Source organism: Sphingomonas sp. OK281, assembly GCF_900115295.1.
In the GTDB taxonomy this organism is placed as follows: Bacteria; Pseudomonadota; Alphaproteobacteria; order Sphingomonadales; family Sphingomonadaceae; genus Sphingomonas.
Map to the genome: position 1 here is coordinate 1,135,529 of NZ_FOVZ01000001.1, position 16,578 is coordinate 1,152,106.

Genomic DNA, 16,578 nt, shown 5'->3' on the forward strand with positions numbered 1-16,578 from the left:
CCCGCTACCTCAGAAGGTCATGCGCGCCGACAGCGTGTACGACCGGTCGTTCTTGAAGAAGCTGCGTGGTGCTTCGAGCCCCGCGCCGTTCAGCAGGAAGTTGGTCCTGGTCGTCTCGTCGAGCAGGTTCGACGCGGTCACGCCCAGCTTGAAGTGCTCGTTCACCGTCACGAACGCCGATGCGTCGAGCTGGCCGGTAGGCAACGCGTAGACCGGCAGATACGGGAAGCAGCAATCGCGGTTGGTCAGCAGGAACTTCGAGCGCCAGCTATACGCGACACGCGCATAGAACGGACCCTTGTCGTAGAAGCCGGCGACGTTGACGGTATGCTTCGACAGGCCCTGCAACGGCAAGTTGTCGTAGAGACCGGCGACGTCCTGCGGCGGACGACTGCCGTCGGCCGAGCCATTGGCGGGCACCGGGTTGGGGATCTTGCCGGCCTTCACATAGGTGTAGTTCGCCTGCATGCCGAGGCCGCTGAGCACACCGGGCAGGAAGTCGAAGGTCTGCTGGTATGCGAGTTCGGCGCCCTTGATCCGCGACTTGCCCTTGACGTTGGCGGGGCCGTTGACCTGCACGTCGAACGTCTGGCCGTTGTTGGTCAGCGTCCGCGTATAGCCGAAATTGTCGACGATGATGTTCGACAACGTCTTCTGGAACAGCGTCGCGGTCAGCGAGCCCACCTTCGAGAAATACCACTCGCTGGTCAGGTCGAACTGGGTGGCCTCGACCGGGCGCAGGAACGGGTTCTGCGACGACGCCGAGAACTGGTAGTTGCCCGCCGTGTTGCCGGACGAGACGCCGACGCCGACGAAGTTTCGCAGATCGCCGAAGTTCGGCCGTGAGATCGCCTTCGATCCGGCTGCGCGGAACAGCAAGGTCGGCGTGACCTGAAGCTTCACGTTCGCGCTAGGCAGCCAGAAATTGAACTTCTGCTTGGCGATATCGGGCGTCGAGCCTCCGTTCGCATAAGCGATGATCGCCGCCTGCTGCGCTGCGGACACGGTGCAGATCGCGTTGATCGTTCCCGATGCTGGCGGCTTGTCGCGCTGCGACTGGCAGAAACCGCCGACATCCTTCGAGTACGCGACACCGGCCGGGTTGAGCCCGAGGCTGGACGGATCGAAGATGCTCGTGGGCGTCGGATAGGTGAGCGAGCCGGTCGAATCATCCTTCGTGCGGACGAAGCGCACGCCGATGTTGCCCGTCAGGCTCATGCCGTTGCCGAAATCCTCGACACCAAAATCCGCGCGGGCGTAGGCAGCCATCGTGCGCTCGCGGTTGCGGAAGAATTCGCCGTTCAGATACGCGCCGTCGGTGACCGGGGTGCCATCGGGATTCTTGCGGTCTTCCAGCGCGGTGTAGCCCCCGCCACCCAATGCGGTGATCTTGCGCAAAAGGTCGGTGAACGCGTCGTGATCGCGCAGGATATCGTCCGCGACGAACGTCGCGCTCGGCGGCATGTTGGTCTGGCCGCGGAAGAAGTTCGAGAAGCTGTGCAGCGTCTGCTGGTCCTGACCGAGCGCCGCATAGCTAACCGGGCCGTTTGCCGCCCAGGTCTCCGACAGATAGCCCCAGTTGTTGTAGTCGGCCGACCGCACCAGCTGCTTGCGGTCCGCATAGCGACCGCCGACCCGGACGTTGCGCAGGAACGCGTTGTCGCTGACGTCGAACTGGGCATCGCCGCGGAAGGCCCATTCGTGGCCGTCGTTATCCTGGCGACCGTTGAAGGCATCGCGGAAATAGATCGAGTTCGGGTTGGCGAAATAGCTCGTCGTGTCGAAGCCCGGCGTGATCGAGGTGATCTGCGGGATCTTGCCGCGCAGGTCGATCGACGTCTGGCTGAAGGTCGCGGTATCGAGGATGTCGTCGCGCACCTTGACCTTCGAGGTCGCATATTGGCCGTCGAAGTTCAGGTGAAGGCGATCGATCGGCTCGAACTTGATGTTGAGCGACTGATCCTGCGAGATCGACTTCGAGAAGAAGTGACGGTTGGATTCGGTCGTGAACACGCCGTTGGGCGAGAATTGCGACAGGACGCCGTACCCGTTCGGGCCATTGCCCTGCACGGCGCCGCTGCGCTTGCCGAGCGTGCCGCTCGTGAAGACGCCATCGTCGTCATAGGTGAAGTCCGACCCGCCGACCGGGAACACCGTGTTGGCGTCGCCGTAGTACACGTTCGGTTCGACCGTGTGCTCGAGCCAGTCCTCGGTCGATTCGGCACGTACGAACTGTGCGGTGACCAGGAGATTGCCCGAGGCGGTCTCGTACTGCGCGGCGCCCGAATAGCCGACGCGCGTGCGATCGAAGTCCTGGGTCCGCGAACCGGCACCCAGCGGTGCGTACACCACGTTGCGGCCGGCCGGCAGCGGGAAGGAATCGAACAACGTCGACTGGTACGGCGTGCCCGCATTCAGCACGCGGCCTTCGCCGGCATCCTGGACGCCGTTACCGTTCTTGTCGTCGTTGTAGCGCGGCAGCATCGACGAGATGAACACCGAGTCCGAACGGCTGTACAGCTTCTGGTAGGTGCCGCTGGCGAGAATGCCGAACCGGCCTGCTCCGCCCAGGTCGAACTGCTTCGAGACGAGCCCGACGAACTGCGGTGCGCCACGCTTCTCGAGGTCGCCGAGGTTCATGCCGGCCGAGAGGAACAACAGGTCCTTCTTCGAATCGAACGGCTTGCGCGTGTTGATGTTGACGGTGCCGGCAATGCCGCCCTCGACCAGGTCGGCGGTGAGGTTCTTGAACACTTCGACCGAGCCGACGATTTCCGCCGGGATATCGTTGAAACCGATCTCGCGACCGCCGCCTGCCGCAAACGCGTCACGGCCGTTGAACTCGCCGCGGACATAGCTGAGGCCGCGGATCACGACGCCCGAACCCTGTGCGGAGTAATGCGCGGAGTCGTTGGGGGCGGCAAAGCGGCTGATCGACACGCCGGGAACGCGCTGCAATGCTTCGTTGACCGAGCGATCGGGCAGTGCGCCGATGTCTTCCGCGGTGATCGCGTCGACGACCGTGTCGGAGTTACGCTTGATGTTCTGCGCGTTGGCCAGGCTCTGGCGGATGCCGGTGACGACGATCTCTTCACGCTCGGGATCGGGGGTCGGGTTGCCGGCGTCCTGCGATGCGCCCGACGTGCCGGTCGTGTTGCTCGCCGAGCCGGGTGCGGTCCCTGCGGTGGCGGCGTCGAGGCTGGTCGCACCCGACGTCGTGCTTGCGACGCCCGAACCGGCCGGGGCCGGCACTGCCTGCGGATCGGCCGCAGCGGGATCGGCGACCTGCGCGAACGCCGAGGGCGCCATCACGGCGATTGCGATAACCGAAACGCTTGCGCCAATAAGACGCGACGCGCGAGCTATCGCCCGCGATGATGCAACACCAGCCATGATAAACCCCTAAGCATCCTTAGCGCTATCGCCGCCGCTCTTCGAGCAGACGATCTAATCGCGCTTCCCCAGATCGACGAACGTCCTTCGTTCGCCTTGCCAAGGTGTTAGGCAGCTATTTTTGAGACCACAAGTCGAATAAGACAATTTGATATACAGATGTGTCAGACGTTGCCGATGTGTTGCTAAAGTGTAACAGGCTCGAAACGGTCCTACCGACGTAAGGGCCATAAAATGGTGTAATGAGAGGATGATGGCGAAGATGGAGCACGCGCCAACACGGGTCGTGGTGGTCGGTGGCGGCACGGCGGGGTGGATGACCGCCGCCGCTTTGGTGCGCCTGTTGCCGTCCGCCTGCTCCGTCCACCTGATCGAGTCGGCGGAGATCGGCATCGTTGGCGTCGGCGAGGCGACCCTGCCGCATATCCGCGCGTTCGTGGAGCGGCTGGGGCTCGACGAAGCCGACTTCATGCGGGCGACGCACGCGACGTTCAAGCTGGGCATCGACTTCCGCGATTTCGGCGCGATCGGCGACAGCTATATCCATCCCTTCGGCACGTTCGGTCGGCCGCTCGACGATGTCGGCTTCCACCATTACTGGCTCCGGCTCGCGGCCGAGGGACGGGCCGGCCCGATCGGCGACTATTCGGTCGCGGTCGCCGCTGCCCGGCGGCATCGCTTCGCCATTCCCGACGGCGCGCCCGACGATCTCGCCGCGAGCTTCGGCTATGCCTATCAGTTCGATGCGACGTTGTTCGGCCCCTATCTCCGCCGCTTCGCCGAAGCGCACGGCGCGCGCCGGACCGAGGCGCGGATCGTCCGGGTCGAGCAGGACGCCGTTAGTGGCGATGTTCGTGCGCTACGTCTGGACTCGGGCGAGACCGTCGAGGGCGATCTGTTCGTCGACTGCTCCGGCTTCCGCAGCCTGTTGCTCGGCGACGCCATGGCCGAACCGTGGGAAGACTGGTCGAAATGGCTGCCCTGCGACCGCGCCGTCGCGATGCCGTGCACGTCGCCGGACGGCCCCATCGAACCCTATACGCGGGCGACGGCGAAACCGGCCGGGTGGCAATGGCGCATCCCGTTGCAGCACCGCGTCGGCAATGGCTATGTCTATTCCAGCGCGCACATAACGGATCAGGCTGCCGCCGAGGCGCTCGTCGCGTCGGTCGAGGGCACGCCGCTCGCCGACCCGCGCTTCCTCAAGTTTCGTGCCGGTCGCTGCCGCAACAGCTGGGTCGGCAACGTCGTCGCGATCGGCCTCGCGTCGGGATTCCTCGAACCGCTCGAATCGACCAGCATCTACCTCGCGCAGATGGCGATCACCCAGTTGATCGAGCTGTTCCCGCAACGCGCAGGATCGCAGGGTATCGCAGCGACCGACCGGACCGAGTTCAACCGGATGGTCGACATGGAGTATGACCGGATCCGCGATTTCCTGATCCTGCATTATCACGCCACCACCCGCGACGATTCGGACTTCTGGAACCATGTCCGGACGATGGACATCCCCACGACGCTCGCCGACAAGATGGAACTGTTCCGCCGCGCCGGTCGCGTGACCCGGTATAGCGAGGGGCTGTTCCTCGAACCGAGCTGGATCGCGGTGTATCTCGGCCAGGGGATCATCCCGCAGGCGTGGGACCAGCGCGCGGATCGACCGGGCCTCGACGGTCTTGATCGCGCGCTCGCCAGCTTGCGCGACACTGTCGCCTCGACCGCCGGCGCGATGCCCGACCATGCCGCGTTCATCGCGCGCCGCAACGCGACGATCGCCGCGTGACCAGCCGCGCACCTGTCGCCAGCATCGCCGTGCTGGGTGCCGGGATCGTCGGCCTGTCCGCGGCGATCGCGTTCGCGCGTGCGTTGCCAGGGTTGTCGGTAACGCTGGTCGAGACGCCCGATGATCCCGCGGCGCTGACCGACCGCCTCCCCGGCACATTATCCTCGATCGCCGAGTTTCACGATCGGATCGGACTGCGCGAGCGCGACCTGCTGGCGGCAAGCACGACGCACCGGATCGGTACGCGGTTGTCGGACTGGACTGCCGACGGGGCGCCGTTCGTGCTGGCTCACGGGGAGCGTGGCGGTGCGATCGCGCCCGGTGCGTTTCACCAGCATTGGCTGAACGCGCGACGGGGCGGCAAGGTCGCCGGGTTCGATGCCTTCTCCGTGGCCACGGTGCTCGCCGCGGGGGACAAATTCGTCCATCCGTCCGACGACGCGACCTCGCCCGTCTCGGGCTTCGACTATGCTCTGCGGCTCGATCCTCCCCGCTACCGCGACCTGTTGCGCGCGCTTGCCCGGCATATCGGCATCGTTCCCACCCCCGGCGTCTTTGCCGATGTGGAGCGCACCGTCGATGGCCGCGTCGCCGCACTCCGCCTAGCCGACGGGCGCCGGATCGTCGCCGATCTGTATCTCGACTGCTCGGGCCCTGCCGCGTCGTTGCGATCGGCGCTGGATGTGCAGTGGGAGGATTGGCGGACTGGGCTGCCGGTCGATCAGCTGCTGCTCGGCACGGCGCCGGTGCAGTTGCCGACACCGACCGATGACCTGGTCGCGGTGCCCGCCGGCTGGCGATTTGCCAGCCCGCTGCGCGACCGGACCATGGTCGGCCTGGCGTTTGCGTCCGATCAGACGTCGGAGTCGAGCGCGCGGCGGATCCTGCCCGCCGGCGAGACGATCGTCGCGCTCGCGCCGGGTGCCCGTCGCGAACCGTGGCGGCACAACGTGCTCGCGTTGGGCGACGCCGCGGTCGTGCTCGATCCGCTCGCCGATGCGAACCTGCACCTCGCGCACGCCGCCATCCTGCGCGCGATCGACCTGCTGCCGGGCTGCGACTGCGCACCGACCGAACTCGCCGAATATAACGCGCAGAGCGTTCGCCAGGCCTCGCGGGTCCGCGACTACCAGGCCGCCCACTATCTGCCGACCGGGCGCACGCGTGGGCCGTTCTGGAAGAGGGCATCCCGCCTGCCCCGCCCCGACGGCCTCGCGCATACGCTCGAGCAATTCGCGCACCGCGGACGCCTGCCGTTCTACGAGGACGAGAGCTTCGACACGGACGACTGGCACGGGCTGCTGCTGGGCCTTGGCGTGATCCCGCGCGTACCCGATCCGATCGCATCGGCCCATCCGCCCGAGACGGTCGCGGCGACCTTGAAGCGGCTTGCCGACGCGACGGCGGCATTGCCGGCGCGGCTGCCCCCCTACCCCCATTATCTCGCGCAACTGGAGCGTGCCCGATGACCGATCCGAACCGTGGGCCGATTCGCAAGGTCGTCATCGTCGGCGGGGGGACCGCCGGCTGGATGGCCGCCGCCGCCGCCGCGCGCTATCTCGACGACGGCCAGCGCCAGGTCGTCCTGATCGAATCCGATGCGATCGGCACGGTAGGCGTCGGTGAGGCGACGATCCCGCCGATCCTGGGCTTCAACGCGCTGCTCGGGATCGACGAACGCGACTTCCTCCGTGCGACCGGTGCAACCTTCAAACTTGGCATCGAATTCGTCGGCTGGGATACAGGTCACGATCGCTACATGCACGCTTTCGGTGGACACGGCCGCGACATCCAGGGGCTCGCCTTCCATCAGCTCTGGCTGAAACTGCGCGATCGTCCCGGTATCGGCGCGCTCGACGCGTACGCCCCCTCCGCGGTCGCCGCCTATCTGCACAAGTTCGGCCAGCCCAACGGCCAGCAACCCCTCGCCTACGCCTATCATTTCGACGCGGGACTCTACGCCGCGTTCCTCCGCCGCCGTGCCGAAGCTGGCGGGGTCACCCGGATCGAAGGGCGGATCACCGGCACCGATCGCGATGCCGACACCGGTCATGTCCACGCCGTCCGTCTCGACGATGGCCGATCGGTCGATGGCGACCTGTTCATCGACTGCTCGGGGTTTCGCAGCCTGTTGCTCGGCGAGACGATGGGCGTGCCGTTCGAGGACTGGTCGCACTGGCTGCCCTGCGACCGCGCGGTCGCGGTGCCGACCGAACCGACCGCACCGCTATTGCCCTACACGCGGGCGACGGCGCGCACCGCCGGCTGGCAATGGCGCATCCCGCTCCAGCATCGCACCGGCAACGGCCATGTCTATTCCAGCGCGCATCTCTCGGACGACGAGGCGACGTCGGTCCTGCTGGCCAATCTCGATTCGAAACCGACCGCCGAACCACGCCAATTGCGGTTCAAGGCGGGGCGTCGCGCAAAGATGTGGGAGGGCAACGTCGTCGCGCTCGGCCTCGCCGGCGGGTTCCTCGAACCGCTTGAATCGACCAGCATCCACCTGATCCAGACCGGCATCTCGAAACTGTTCGCGTTGTTCCCCGACCGCGGCTTCTCCGACGTCGAACGCGACGAATATAACCGCCTGATGGGTGACGCCTACACGTCGGTGCGCGACTTCATCATCCTGCACTATCACGCCACCCGCCGCGACGATTCCCCGTTCTGGCGGCACGTCCGGACGATGCCGATCCCCGACAGCCTGACGCGAAAGATCGCGCTGTTCCGGGAGAAGGGCCGCATCTTCCGCTACGACGACGAACTGTTCGGGATTTCCAGCTGGGTGCAGGTGTTGCTCGGCCAGAACGTGATCCCGGTCGGCTATGATCCGATCGTCGATGCGCTCGATGCGGACCGCGTCGCCGACGCCGTCCGCCAGATCCGCGCTACGACGTTGCGCGATGTGCAGGCGTTGCCGAGCCATGCCGAGTTCATCGCCAACTCCGCGTCGTCCCCCCGCACGATGTGATTTGCCAAATCATTTGGCTTTTTCCTCGCCGCGTGCTTTCTGAGGTCCATCGCGCAGCCCGGCCAGAGATCCGGCTGCCGAACAGGGGATGACTGATGAACGACCGTTCGATCCGTATTTTCGTGGCTACGCTCACGTCGCTGCTGGCGTCGACCGCGCTCGCTCAGACGGCCCCGTCCGCCCAGCTTCCCGCCGGGTATGCCGAGCGTGACCCGGTACGATCGGGATGGCCGGTGCAGGTCCGTCAGTCGCTCGGACAGGTCAGCCCGCAGGATCCCGCCACGTTGCCGCGAAGCCGCGCGCCCTTGTCGAAGCCGGTCGCGAAACCCGTACCACGCGGCCCGGCCCTGGCGCAGCGGTCGCCCGGCCTGTGGACCGTAGCCGGCTGGCGGCTGGCTGAAGCGCCGACGGTACGGGCGGACGGCGCGGCGGTATCGCGCGCGGGCTATGACGCGAACTCCTGGTACGTCGCCACCGTGCCCGGTACCGTGCTGACGACGCTGGTCGATCGCGGCGTCTATCCGGACCCGGCGTTCGGGCTGAACAACATGGCGATCCCGGAACGCCTCGCGCGGCAGGATTACTGGTATCGCACCGAGATCGACGTTCCGGCCGAAACGCTCGGCAGGCATCTCGAACTGAACTTCAAGGGCGTGAACTACGCCGCCGAGATCTGGCTCAACGGCGCACGGCTCGGCACGATGAAGGGGGCGTTCATTCGTGGCCGGTTCGACGTCACCGGCAAGCTCGCGCCGGGGCGCAACGTCATTGCCGTCAAGGTGTCGCCGCCGCCGCATCCCGGCCTCGCGCACGAGGAGTCGATGACCGCGGGCGTCGGCGAGAATGGCGGCATGCAGATGCTCGACGGCCCGACCTTCGTCGCTACCGAGGGCTGGGACTGGATTCCGTCGATCCGCGACCGCAACACCGGGCTGTGGCAGGGCGTCGACCTGGTCGCGACCGGCGCGGCGGCGCTGGGCGATGCGCAGGTCGTGACGACCTTGCCCGACGCCGACAACACACTCGCCAATGTCGAGATCACCGTACCCGTCCGCAACCTGACCGACCAGCCGACCACGGCGACCGTCAGCGCGAAATTCGACGACGTGACGGTGACCAAGTCGGTCGCGCTTGCCCCGCATGCCAGCGCCGACGTGACGATGGCACCCGCCGAGTTTCCGGCGCTTGCGGTTCGCAACCCGAGACTCTGGTGGCCGAACGGCTATGGCGCGCCGGCGCTGCACGACCTGACGCTGACGAGCGCGGTGGGCGGGGAGGTCTCGGATACGAAGACGCTGCGCTTCGGCATGCGGCAGGTCACGTACGAGATTTCGCTGATGGACAAGACCGATACGCTGCGCCGCGTCGGGATCGACCTGTCCAAGGCGCGCGCGCTCCACACGCAGGTCGTCGACGGCACGCACCAGGGCATCCGCCAGACGGCGAATGGCTGGGCTGCCTCGCTCGTTCCCGGCGCCGAAGCCTCACCGGCAGTGACGCCGATCGCCGGCGATGCCGGGCTCGCACCGTATCTGCTGATCAAGGTCAACGGCGTGCGGATCGCCGCGCGCGGTGGCAATATCGGCATGGACGACTTCATGAAGCGGACCGAGCGCGCGCGCCTGCTGCCGTTCTTCCGACTGCATCAGGATGCCAACCTCAACATCATCCGCAACTGGGTCGGCCAGAATACCGAGGAGACGTTCTATGATCTCGCCGACGAACACGGGCTGATGATCCTCAACGATTTCTGGGAATCGACGCAGGACTACAACATCGAGGCGCAGGACGTGCCGCTGTTCGCCGCCAACGCCGAGGACGTCGTGAAGCGGTTCCGCAACCATCCCTCGATCGTGGTGTGGTTCGGTCGCAACGAGGGTGTGCCGCAGCCGATCCTCAACGAGGCTTTGCAGGGCATCATCAACCGCGACGACGGCACGCGCCTCTACATGGGCTCGTCGAACCGCGTGAACCTGCAGAACAGCGGCCCGTATAACTGGCGGCCCGAGTCCACCTACTTCACCGATCACGCCAAGGGCTTTTCGGTCGAGCTTGGCACACCCAGCTTCCCGACGCTGGAGGCATGGACGCGGGCGCTGCCCAAGGCTGATCTGTGGCCGATCGGCGATGCGTGGGCGTATCACGACTGGCACCAGACCGGGAACGGCGCGATCAAGACGTACATGGATGCGCTAGCGACACGCTATGGTGCGGGCACCAGCCTGCCGGACTTCGAACGCAAGGCGCAGATGATGGAGTACGACTTCTACCGCGCTATCTTCGAAGGGTTCAACGCGGGGCTGTGGACCACCAACTCCGCGAGGATGCTGTGGATGACGCAGCCCGCCTGGCCGTCCTCGGCGTGGCAGATCTTCTCGTCCGACTATGACACGCACGCCGCGTTCTACGGCACCAAGAAGGCGTCGGAGCCGGTCCACGTCCAGATGAACCTGCCCGATCACAAGGTGGTGCTGGTCAACAACGGCGCGGCGCTGACGGGTGCGGTGGTGCATGCGAAGGTGACGTCGCTCGACAACCGCGTGCTCTCCGAACAGCGCGCGACCATCGCCGCGGGTGCGGGTCTCGTCGTCGATGCCTTCACGCTCGATCTCGCGCCGTTGCTGGCACGGGGGATGGTGCTGGTGTCGCTCGACGTCACCGATGCGACGGGCAAGATCCTGTCGCAAAACGTCTACTGGCAAGGTGCCGACGACGCCGCCTATCGGGGGATGACGACGATGGCCAAGGCGCGGGTCGCCGCCACCGCGACCAGTCGCCGCGATGGCGACGAGATTGCGACGACCCTCGACCTGTCGAACATGGGGGCGGTCGCCGCGCTCGCGACCAAGTTGACGGTGATGAACGGCGACGGCACGCAGGTTCTGCCCGCCTATTTCACCGACAACTACGTGTCGCTGCTGCCCGGCACGCGCCGCCGCATCGAGATCCGCTACCCGGTGTCCGCGACAAAGGGCAGGACGACCGTCGCGTTGCGCGGTTGGAATGTCACGCCAACTGTTGTGAAGGTGCGCTGATGAAGACGCTTCTGGCCCTCGCGTTGCTGGGCACTGGCGCGTCCGTGTCGGCGCAGGACCGCCACCTGAAGTCACCCGATGGTTCGATAGACGTGACCATTGGCCAGGATGCGGCAACTAGGGGGCCGACCTACGCGATCGCCTTCCACGGCCGGCCGGTGATCGCGCCGTCGCCGCTCGGCCTCGCGTTCGAGAGTTACAAGAAGCTTGGCCCGGACACCGCGGTCACCAGCACGACGCGGGCGAACGCCGATACGCGCTACGCTGTGCTTGCGGGCAAGACGTCCTCCGCGCGCGACCGTTATACCGAACTGACACTCGGGTTGACCGAGATGGGCGGCGCGCGGCGGCTGCTCGAAATCGTGTTTCGCGCCTATGACGACGGCGTCGCGTTCCGCTACCGCCTGCCGGTCCAGCCCGGCTTCAACGACCTGCGACTGGCGGGCGAACTGACCGAATTCGCCTTCCCCGCCGATTATCGCTGCTGGGGGCTCAATCTCGGCCGCTTCGATACCAGCCATGAGGGCGAGTACGACCCGCTGAACGCGTCGCAGGTCCGCCCGCACAACCTGTTCGAGACCCCCGTGACCTGCCGCACCGGCATCGGCGACACCAGCTTTGCGCTGACCGAGGCGGATCTGCGCGACTATTCGGGCTCGTACCTGACCGGCCGCGAGACCGGCGCGCTCGGGTTCGCCACGCGACTATCGCCGAGACTGGACGATCCCGGTGTCGCGGTGAAGGCCGATATCCGAACGACCGGGCTGACCACACCGTGGCGCGTCGTGATGCTGGGCGACACGCCCGGCAAGCTGATCGAATCGACGATCCTGACCAGCCTCAACCCAGCCCCCAAGGGCGATTTCTCATGGGTGAAGCCGGGCAAGACCGCGTGGGACTGGTGGAACGGCCCGACGCTGAAGGCGCTGCCCAGCGCGGGCATGAACGACGCGACGATCAAGGCATATATCGACTTCGCCGCCGCCAACGGCCTGCCGTACATGCTGATCGACGACGGCTGGTACGTGAACAGCGGCGGCGGACCCGTGGTGTATCCGGGTGCCGACATCATGACCACCGTCCCAGCGATCGACCTGCCCCGTCTCGTCCGCTACGCCGCGGATCGGAAGGTCGGGCTGTGGCTCTGGGCCAACTGGCGCGTGCTCGATGCGAAGATGGACGCGGTATTCGCGCGCTATGCTGGCATGGGGATCAAGGGCTTCAAGGTCGATTTCATGGACCGCAGCGACCAGCAGATCGTCGAGTTCTACCAGCGTATCTTCAAGGCGAGCGCCGACCATTGCCTGATGCTCGACCTGCACGGCGCGTATCACCCGACCGGCGCGACGCGGACCTGGCCGCAGTTCCTGACGCAGGAAGGCGTGCTCGGCGCGGAATACAACAAATGGACGCGGCGCATCACCGCTCGGCACAACGTCACGTTGCCGTTCACGCGCGGGCTGGCGGGACCGTACGACTATACCCCCGGTGGCTTCCGCAACGCGACGCCCGCAACGTTCCGGATCGAACCGCAGACGCCGATGGTGCAGACGACGCGTGGCCAGGCACTTGCGATGTATGTCGTGTTCGACAGCCCGTTCATGGGGGTATCCGACAGCCCGGACAATTATGCGGGCGCGGCAGGGTTCGATTTCGTCCGCGCCGTCCCTGCGACCTGGGACGAGACACGGGTCGTTTCCGGCGCGATCGGCGAACGGATCGTCACCGCGCGCCGGTCGGGCAGGGACTGGTACGTCGGCGCGATGACCGACGAGACCGCGCGTACCCTGGACGTACCGCTCGACTTCCTGGGCAGCGGCCGCTTTACCGCGACGATCTGGCAGGACGGCGCAGGCCCGACCGACGTTGTGATGACCACGCGCATCGTCACCGCACGCGATACATTGAACCTGACACTCGCAGGATCGGGCGGCGGTGCGATCCGTCTCGTTCCGATCCGATAAGGACACTCCGATGAAACCGACCCGCCTGCTGATTGCCGCGCTCGCCTTCGCCGTGGCATTCCCCGCCTTCGCCGCCGACCCGACGCCCGAGCAGAAGGCGCAATGGGCGAAGGAGGCGGAGGAACGGCTGCATACCGACTGGGCGTATCTGGGCCGTTACCGCGATGCGAACGCCGCCCTGCCCGCGTCCGTCAGAGCGCAGCCACGGATCGTGCTCATCGGCGATTCGATCACGCAGGGCTGGTTCGACCAGGTCCCGGCCTTCTTCCAAGGCGGCCGGATCGGTCGCGGGATCGGGGGCCAGACCACGCCGCAGATGTTGGTGCGCTTCCCCGCCGACGTCATCGCGCTGAAACCTGCGGTGGTACAGATCATGGCCGGCACCAACGACATCGCGTTCAACACCGGGCCGATGACGCCCGACGAAAGCAAGGCCAATATCCGCGCGATGACCGAACTCGCGCAAGCCAACGGCATCCGCGTCATCCTCGCCTCGATCCCGCCCGCGGACCAGTATCCTTGGCGTCCGGGGCTCGATACGGGCAGCAAGATCGTTGCGATGAACGCGTGGCTCAAAGGCTATGCCGCGGCGACCGGCTCGACCTACGCGGATTACTGGTCTGCGCTGGTCGCACCAGGGACGACCGGCATGCGCACAGGCCTGTCATCGGATCACGTTCATCCTACCCCTGCGGGCTATGCGGTGATGGCGCCGGTCGCCGAGCGTGCGTTCAAGGCTGCGTTGGCCAAGCCCGCTCCGACACGCGCGATCATCGCCCGGTGATCCTCCTCGCCGCGCTGCTCGCCGCGACGGTCGTGCCGACGCCGCAGGGCGCTCTGCGCGGCGAGGTCACCGCGGACGGCCGCCATCTGTTCCGCGGGATTCCCTACGCCGCGCCGCCGATCGGGCCGCTCCGCTGGAAGCCTCCAAAGCCGGTGCGACGCTGGCAGCGTACGCGCGACGCGACCAGGTCGGCACCGTCCTGTCCGCAGGTCGATCGCGGCTGGAACACGCAGGCCGCAACTTTCGCGAGCGAAGACTGCCTGTACCTCGAGGTTGCGACGCCCGACCTGACGCCGCGGAAACGATTGCCGGTGATGGTGTGGATCCATGGCGGCTCCAACTATGCGGGTGGCGGCGCGGGAACGATCCAGTCCGGGATGGTGCGTAACGGCGTGGTGCTCGTCAGCCTGCAATATCGCCTCGGCGCACTCGGTTTCCTGTCGCATCCGGCGTTGACCCACGAAGGCGGAGGCGCGTCGGGCAATTATGGGCTCATGGATCAGCAGGCAGCTTTACGCTGGGTGCAGGCCAATATCGCCGCGTTCGGCGGCGATCCCGCCAATGTCACGCTGTTCGGCGAAAGCGCCGGCGCGATGGACGTTGGCCTGCACCTGCTCAGTCCCGGCTCGCGCGGGCTGTTCGCGAAGGCGATCGAGGAAAGTGGCACGCCGGGCTTCGGCACGCCGCCGCGCAGTTTGACCGAGAACGAGCGCCTCGGCATCTTGATCGCCGCGAAGGCCAGCATCCCGCAAACCGCCACCGCGCTGCGGGCGCTTCCCGTCGCCAGGCTGATCGAAGCGACGGAGGCGGTCGAGGTGCCGGGCCTCGCCGACAAGAGCTTCATCTGGCTGCAGGCGGTCGTCGATGGGCGCGTGCTGACCGAACCGCCCGCCACGACCTTGGCAAGAGGCGGCAACCCTGCCCCGCTGATCGTCGGTAGCAATGCCCGCGAACTGACGCTGCACGGTGGCATCGCGCGCGCCAGCGAAGCGATCGGGGAGGCGTTTGGGAGCAACGCTGCCATAGCTCGCAAGGCGTACGGCGTGGACACGATACCCGTTGCCGATCCGCGGCTGGGAGATCTGGACCTGATCCTGTCCAACGATATCACCTTCCGCTGCCCGGTGACGACGGTTGCCGCCGCGCGCACGCGTGCAGGCCAGCCGGTCTGGCAATACCAGTTCGACTACAGCGCACCCGATGCCAAGCCGGTGACGCATGGCAGTGAGATTCGCTACGTGATGACGGGCGCGCAGGATCTCGAAGCCGGGGCGCCGCCGATGCAAGCCTATTGGCTGGCCTTTGCGCGCACCGGTGATCCGAATGCTGCCGGACTGCCGGTGTGGAAGCGCTACGATCTTGCGACGAAGACCTATCTCGGCTTCGTCAACGGCGGCCCAAAACCGGGCAACGATCTACGCGGCGCGGTATGCGGCTTGCGGAGCGCACCGTAGCGCTGCGGTGTCCCGCGAAGACAGACGCCCAGCCCAACTTCCCGCCTTCGCGGGGAGCAAGTCTCAGTACCATACAGGCTTACATCCGACTGACCTGGAATTTGAATCCTCGCCTCCGCGTGTGAGATTTCCCTTAGACCGGCCACAGCCGCGCCGCGCCACGGACGCCGCTGCTGTCGCCCCACACCGCCTGCACGATCTTCGCATCCCAGCCGTCGGAAAAGGTATGACGGCGCACCGCATCGGGCAGTCGGTCGTAGATCTCGGCAACGTTCGACATGCCGCCGCCGAGCACGAAACAGTCCGGATCAATCAGATTGGCGATCAAGGCAAGCGCGCGACCCAGGCGGTCGACATAGCGCTCCAGCGTCGCCATCGCGTCCGGATCGCCTGCGCGTGCAGCCGCGACGATGGCGGCGCCATCCCAGGCCTGCCCGGCGACGGTTTCGTGATCGCGGCGGAAACCCGTTCCCGAAACCCAGCTTTCGAGACAGCCGCGCTGACCGCACCAGCATTCCGGCCCGGGCAGCTCGGACGCGTTGGGCCAAGGCAGCGGCACATGGCCCCATTCGCCCGCGATACCGTTCGCACCCTGGACGATCCGCCCGTCGACCACGAGACCACCGCCGCAGCCCGTCCCAACGATGATCGCGAACGCGGAGCGCGCGCCGGCGGCGGCGCCGTCGACGGCTTCGGACAAGGCGAGGCAATTGGCGTCGTTGGCCATCCGCACCGGTCGGCCGATCGCGGTTTCCAGATCTTCGCGAAACCGGCGTCCGTTCAGATACAGCGAATTGGCGTTGCGCATCAGTCCAGTTCGCGGAGAAATCGATCCCGGCGTACCGATACCGATCGATCCGGCGGCGCCATCACCCTGCCCGCCCGCCTCGGCTTCGACCGCATGGACAAGCGCGTGGACATCGCGGACCGCCGCATCGTAGTCACCGGGGTTCGGCACCCGCAGCCTGCTCAGGAAGCGTCCATCGTCATCGAGTGCTGCCGCCTCGATCTTCGTGCCGCCGAAATCGATACCAATCTGGACCATCGTCCGTCTCTCCCTCCGCCCGTCGTCGCGCGACGAAGAGATCGGATGGGAACGCGATGCGCGATGTTCGGCGCCGGGACCTAGGTCGCCTGACGCTGCTCTCTCCCACCGTCGCTCTGTCGCTGCGGCTGTTGTGAACCCGACCT

The 16,578-nt window shown here is 66.5% G+C and carries 9 protein-coding genes; 7 read left to right on the top strand and 2 right to left on the bottom strand.

The annotated features are described in order from the left end of the window. Positions 1 to 9 precede the first annotated feature (9 nt). On the bottom strand, positions 10 to 3,309 hold the full coding sequence (locus BM244_RS05135; RefSeq protein WP_254784311.1) for a TonB-dependent receptor: 3,300 nt from the start codon (positions 3,307 to 3,309) through the stop codon (positions 10 to 12). A 337-nt stretch (positions 3,310 to 3,646) separates the two neighbouring features. Between BM244_RS05135 and BM244_RS05140 the strand changes: the two genes are divergently transcribed. The 7 genes from BM244_RS05140 to BM244_RS05170 all read left to right on the top strand — a co-directional run bounded on the left by BM244_RS05140 (position 3,647) and on the right by BM244_RS05170 (position 15,387). Continuing rightward, positions 3,647 to 5,176 (top strand): tryptophan halogenase family protein, encoded by a 1,530-nt coding sequence (locus BM244_RS05140; protein ID WP_368086051.1) that lies wholly within the window; start codon positions 3,647 to 3,649, stop codon positions 5,174 to 5,176. Then, the gene (locus BM244_RS05145) at positions 5,173 to 6,645 is read left to right on the top strand and encodes a tryptophan 7-halogenase (RefSeq protein ID WP_093397785.1); all 1,473 of its coding nucleotides are present in this window, start codon (positions 5,173 to 5,175) and stop codon (positions 6,643 to 6,645) included. Before BM244_RS05140 ends, BM244_RS05145 begins: the two co-directional genes overlap by 4 nt. Next, the gene (locus BM244_RS05150) at positions 6,642 to 8,150 is read left to right on the top strand and encodes a tryptophan halogenase family protein (RefSeq protein WP_093397786.1); all 1,509 of its coding nucleotides are present in this window, start codon (positions 6,642 to 6,644) and stop codon (positions 8,148 to 8,150) included. The genes BM244_RS05145 and BM244_RS05150 overlap by 4 nt, the downstream gene beginning before the upstream one ends. Positions 8,151 to 8,245: 95 nt before the next feature. Next, entirely contained in the window at positions 8,246 to 11,185 is a 2,940-nt protein-coding gene (locus tag BM244_RS05155; protein ID WP_093397787.1) for a glycoside hydrolase family 2 protein, read from the top strand. Continuing rightward, entirely contained in the window at positions 11,185 to 13,149 is a 1,965-nt protein-coding gene (locus tag BM244_RS05160; RefSeq protein WP_093397789.1) for a glycoside hydrolase family 97 protein, read from the top strand. Before BM244_RS05155 ends, BM244_RS05160 begins: the two co-directional genes overlap by 1 nt. A gap of 10 nt (positions 13,150 to 13,159) precedes the next feature. Beyond that, positions 13,160 to 13,933, top strand: coding sequence for a GDSL-type esterase/lipase family protein (locus BM244_RS05165; protein WP_093397790.1), 774 nt, complete (start codon positions 13,160 to 13,162; stop codon positions 13,931 to 13,933). Beyond that, positions 13,930 to 15,387: a carboxylesterase/lipase family protein gene (locus BM244_RS05170; protein ID WP_175518064.1), complete on the top strand. Its 1,458-nt coding sequence runs from the start codon at positions 13,930 to 13,932 to the stop codon at positions 15,385 to 15,387. The genes BM244_RS05165 and BM244_RS05170 overlap by 4 nt, the downstream gene beginning before the upstream one ends. Positions 15,388 to 15,520: 133 nt before the next feature. On the opposite strand, the gene BM244_RS05175 is transcribed toward BM244_RS05170, so the two are convergent. Beyond that, positions 15,521 to 16,432, bottom strand: coding sequence for an ROK family protein (locus BM244_RS05175; RefSeq protein ID WP_093397793.1), 912 nt, complete (start codon positions 16,430 to 16,432; stop codon positions 15,521 to 15,523). Positions 16,433 to 16,578: the final 146 nt, after the last annotated feature.

What these genes read in the sequence shown, in the direction of transcription:
- BM244_RS05135 (WP_254784311.1), bottom strand. Translation starts at nt 3,309, where the DNA reads ATGGCGCCCTCGGCGTTCGCGCAGGTCGCCGATCCCGCTGCGGCCGAT.
- BM244_RS05140 (WP_368086051.1), top strand. Translation starts at nt 3,647, where the DNA reads ATGGCGAAGATGGAGCACGCGCCAACACGGGTCGTGGTGGTCGGTGGC.
- BM244_RS05150 (WP_093397786.1), top strand. Translation starts at nt 6,642, where the DNA reads ATGACCGATCCGAACCGTGGGCCGATTCGCAAGGTCGTCATCGTCGGC.
- BM244_RS05155 (WP_093397787.1), top strand. Translation starts at nt 8,246, where the DNA reads ATGAACGACCGTTCGATCCGTATTTTCGTGGCTACGCTCACGTCGCTG.
- BM244_RS05160 (WP_093397789.1), top strand. Translation starts at nt 11,185, where the DNA reads ATGAAGACGCTTCTGGCCCTCGCGTTGCTGGGCACTGGCGCGTCCGTG.
- BM244_RS05165 (WP_093397790.1), top strand. Translation starts at nt 13,160, where the DNA reads ATGAAACCGACCCGCCTGCTGATTGCCGCGCTCGCCTTCGCCGTGGCA.
- BM244_RS05175 (WP_093397793.1), bottom strand. Translation starts at nt 16,432, where the DNA reads ATGGTCCAGATTGGTATCGATTTCGGCGGCACGAAGATCGAGGCGGCA.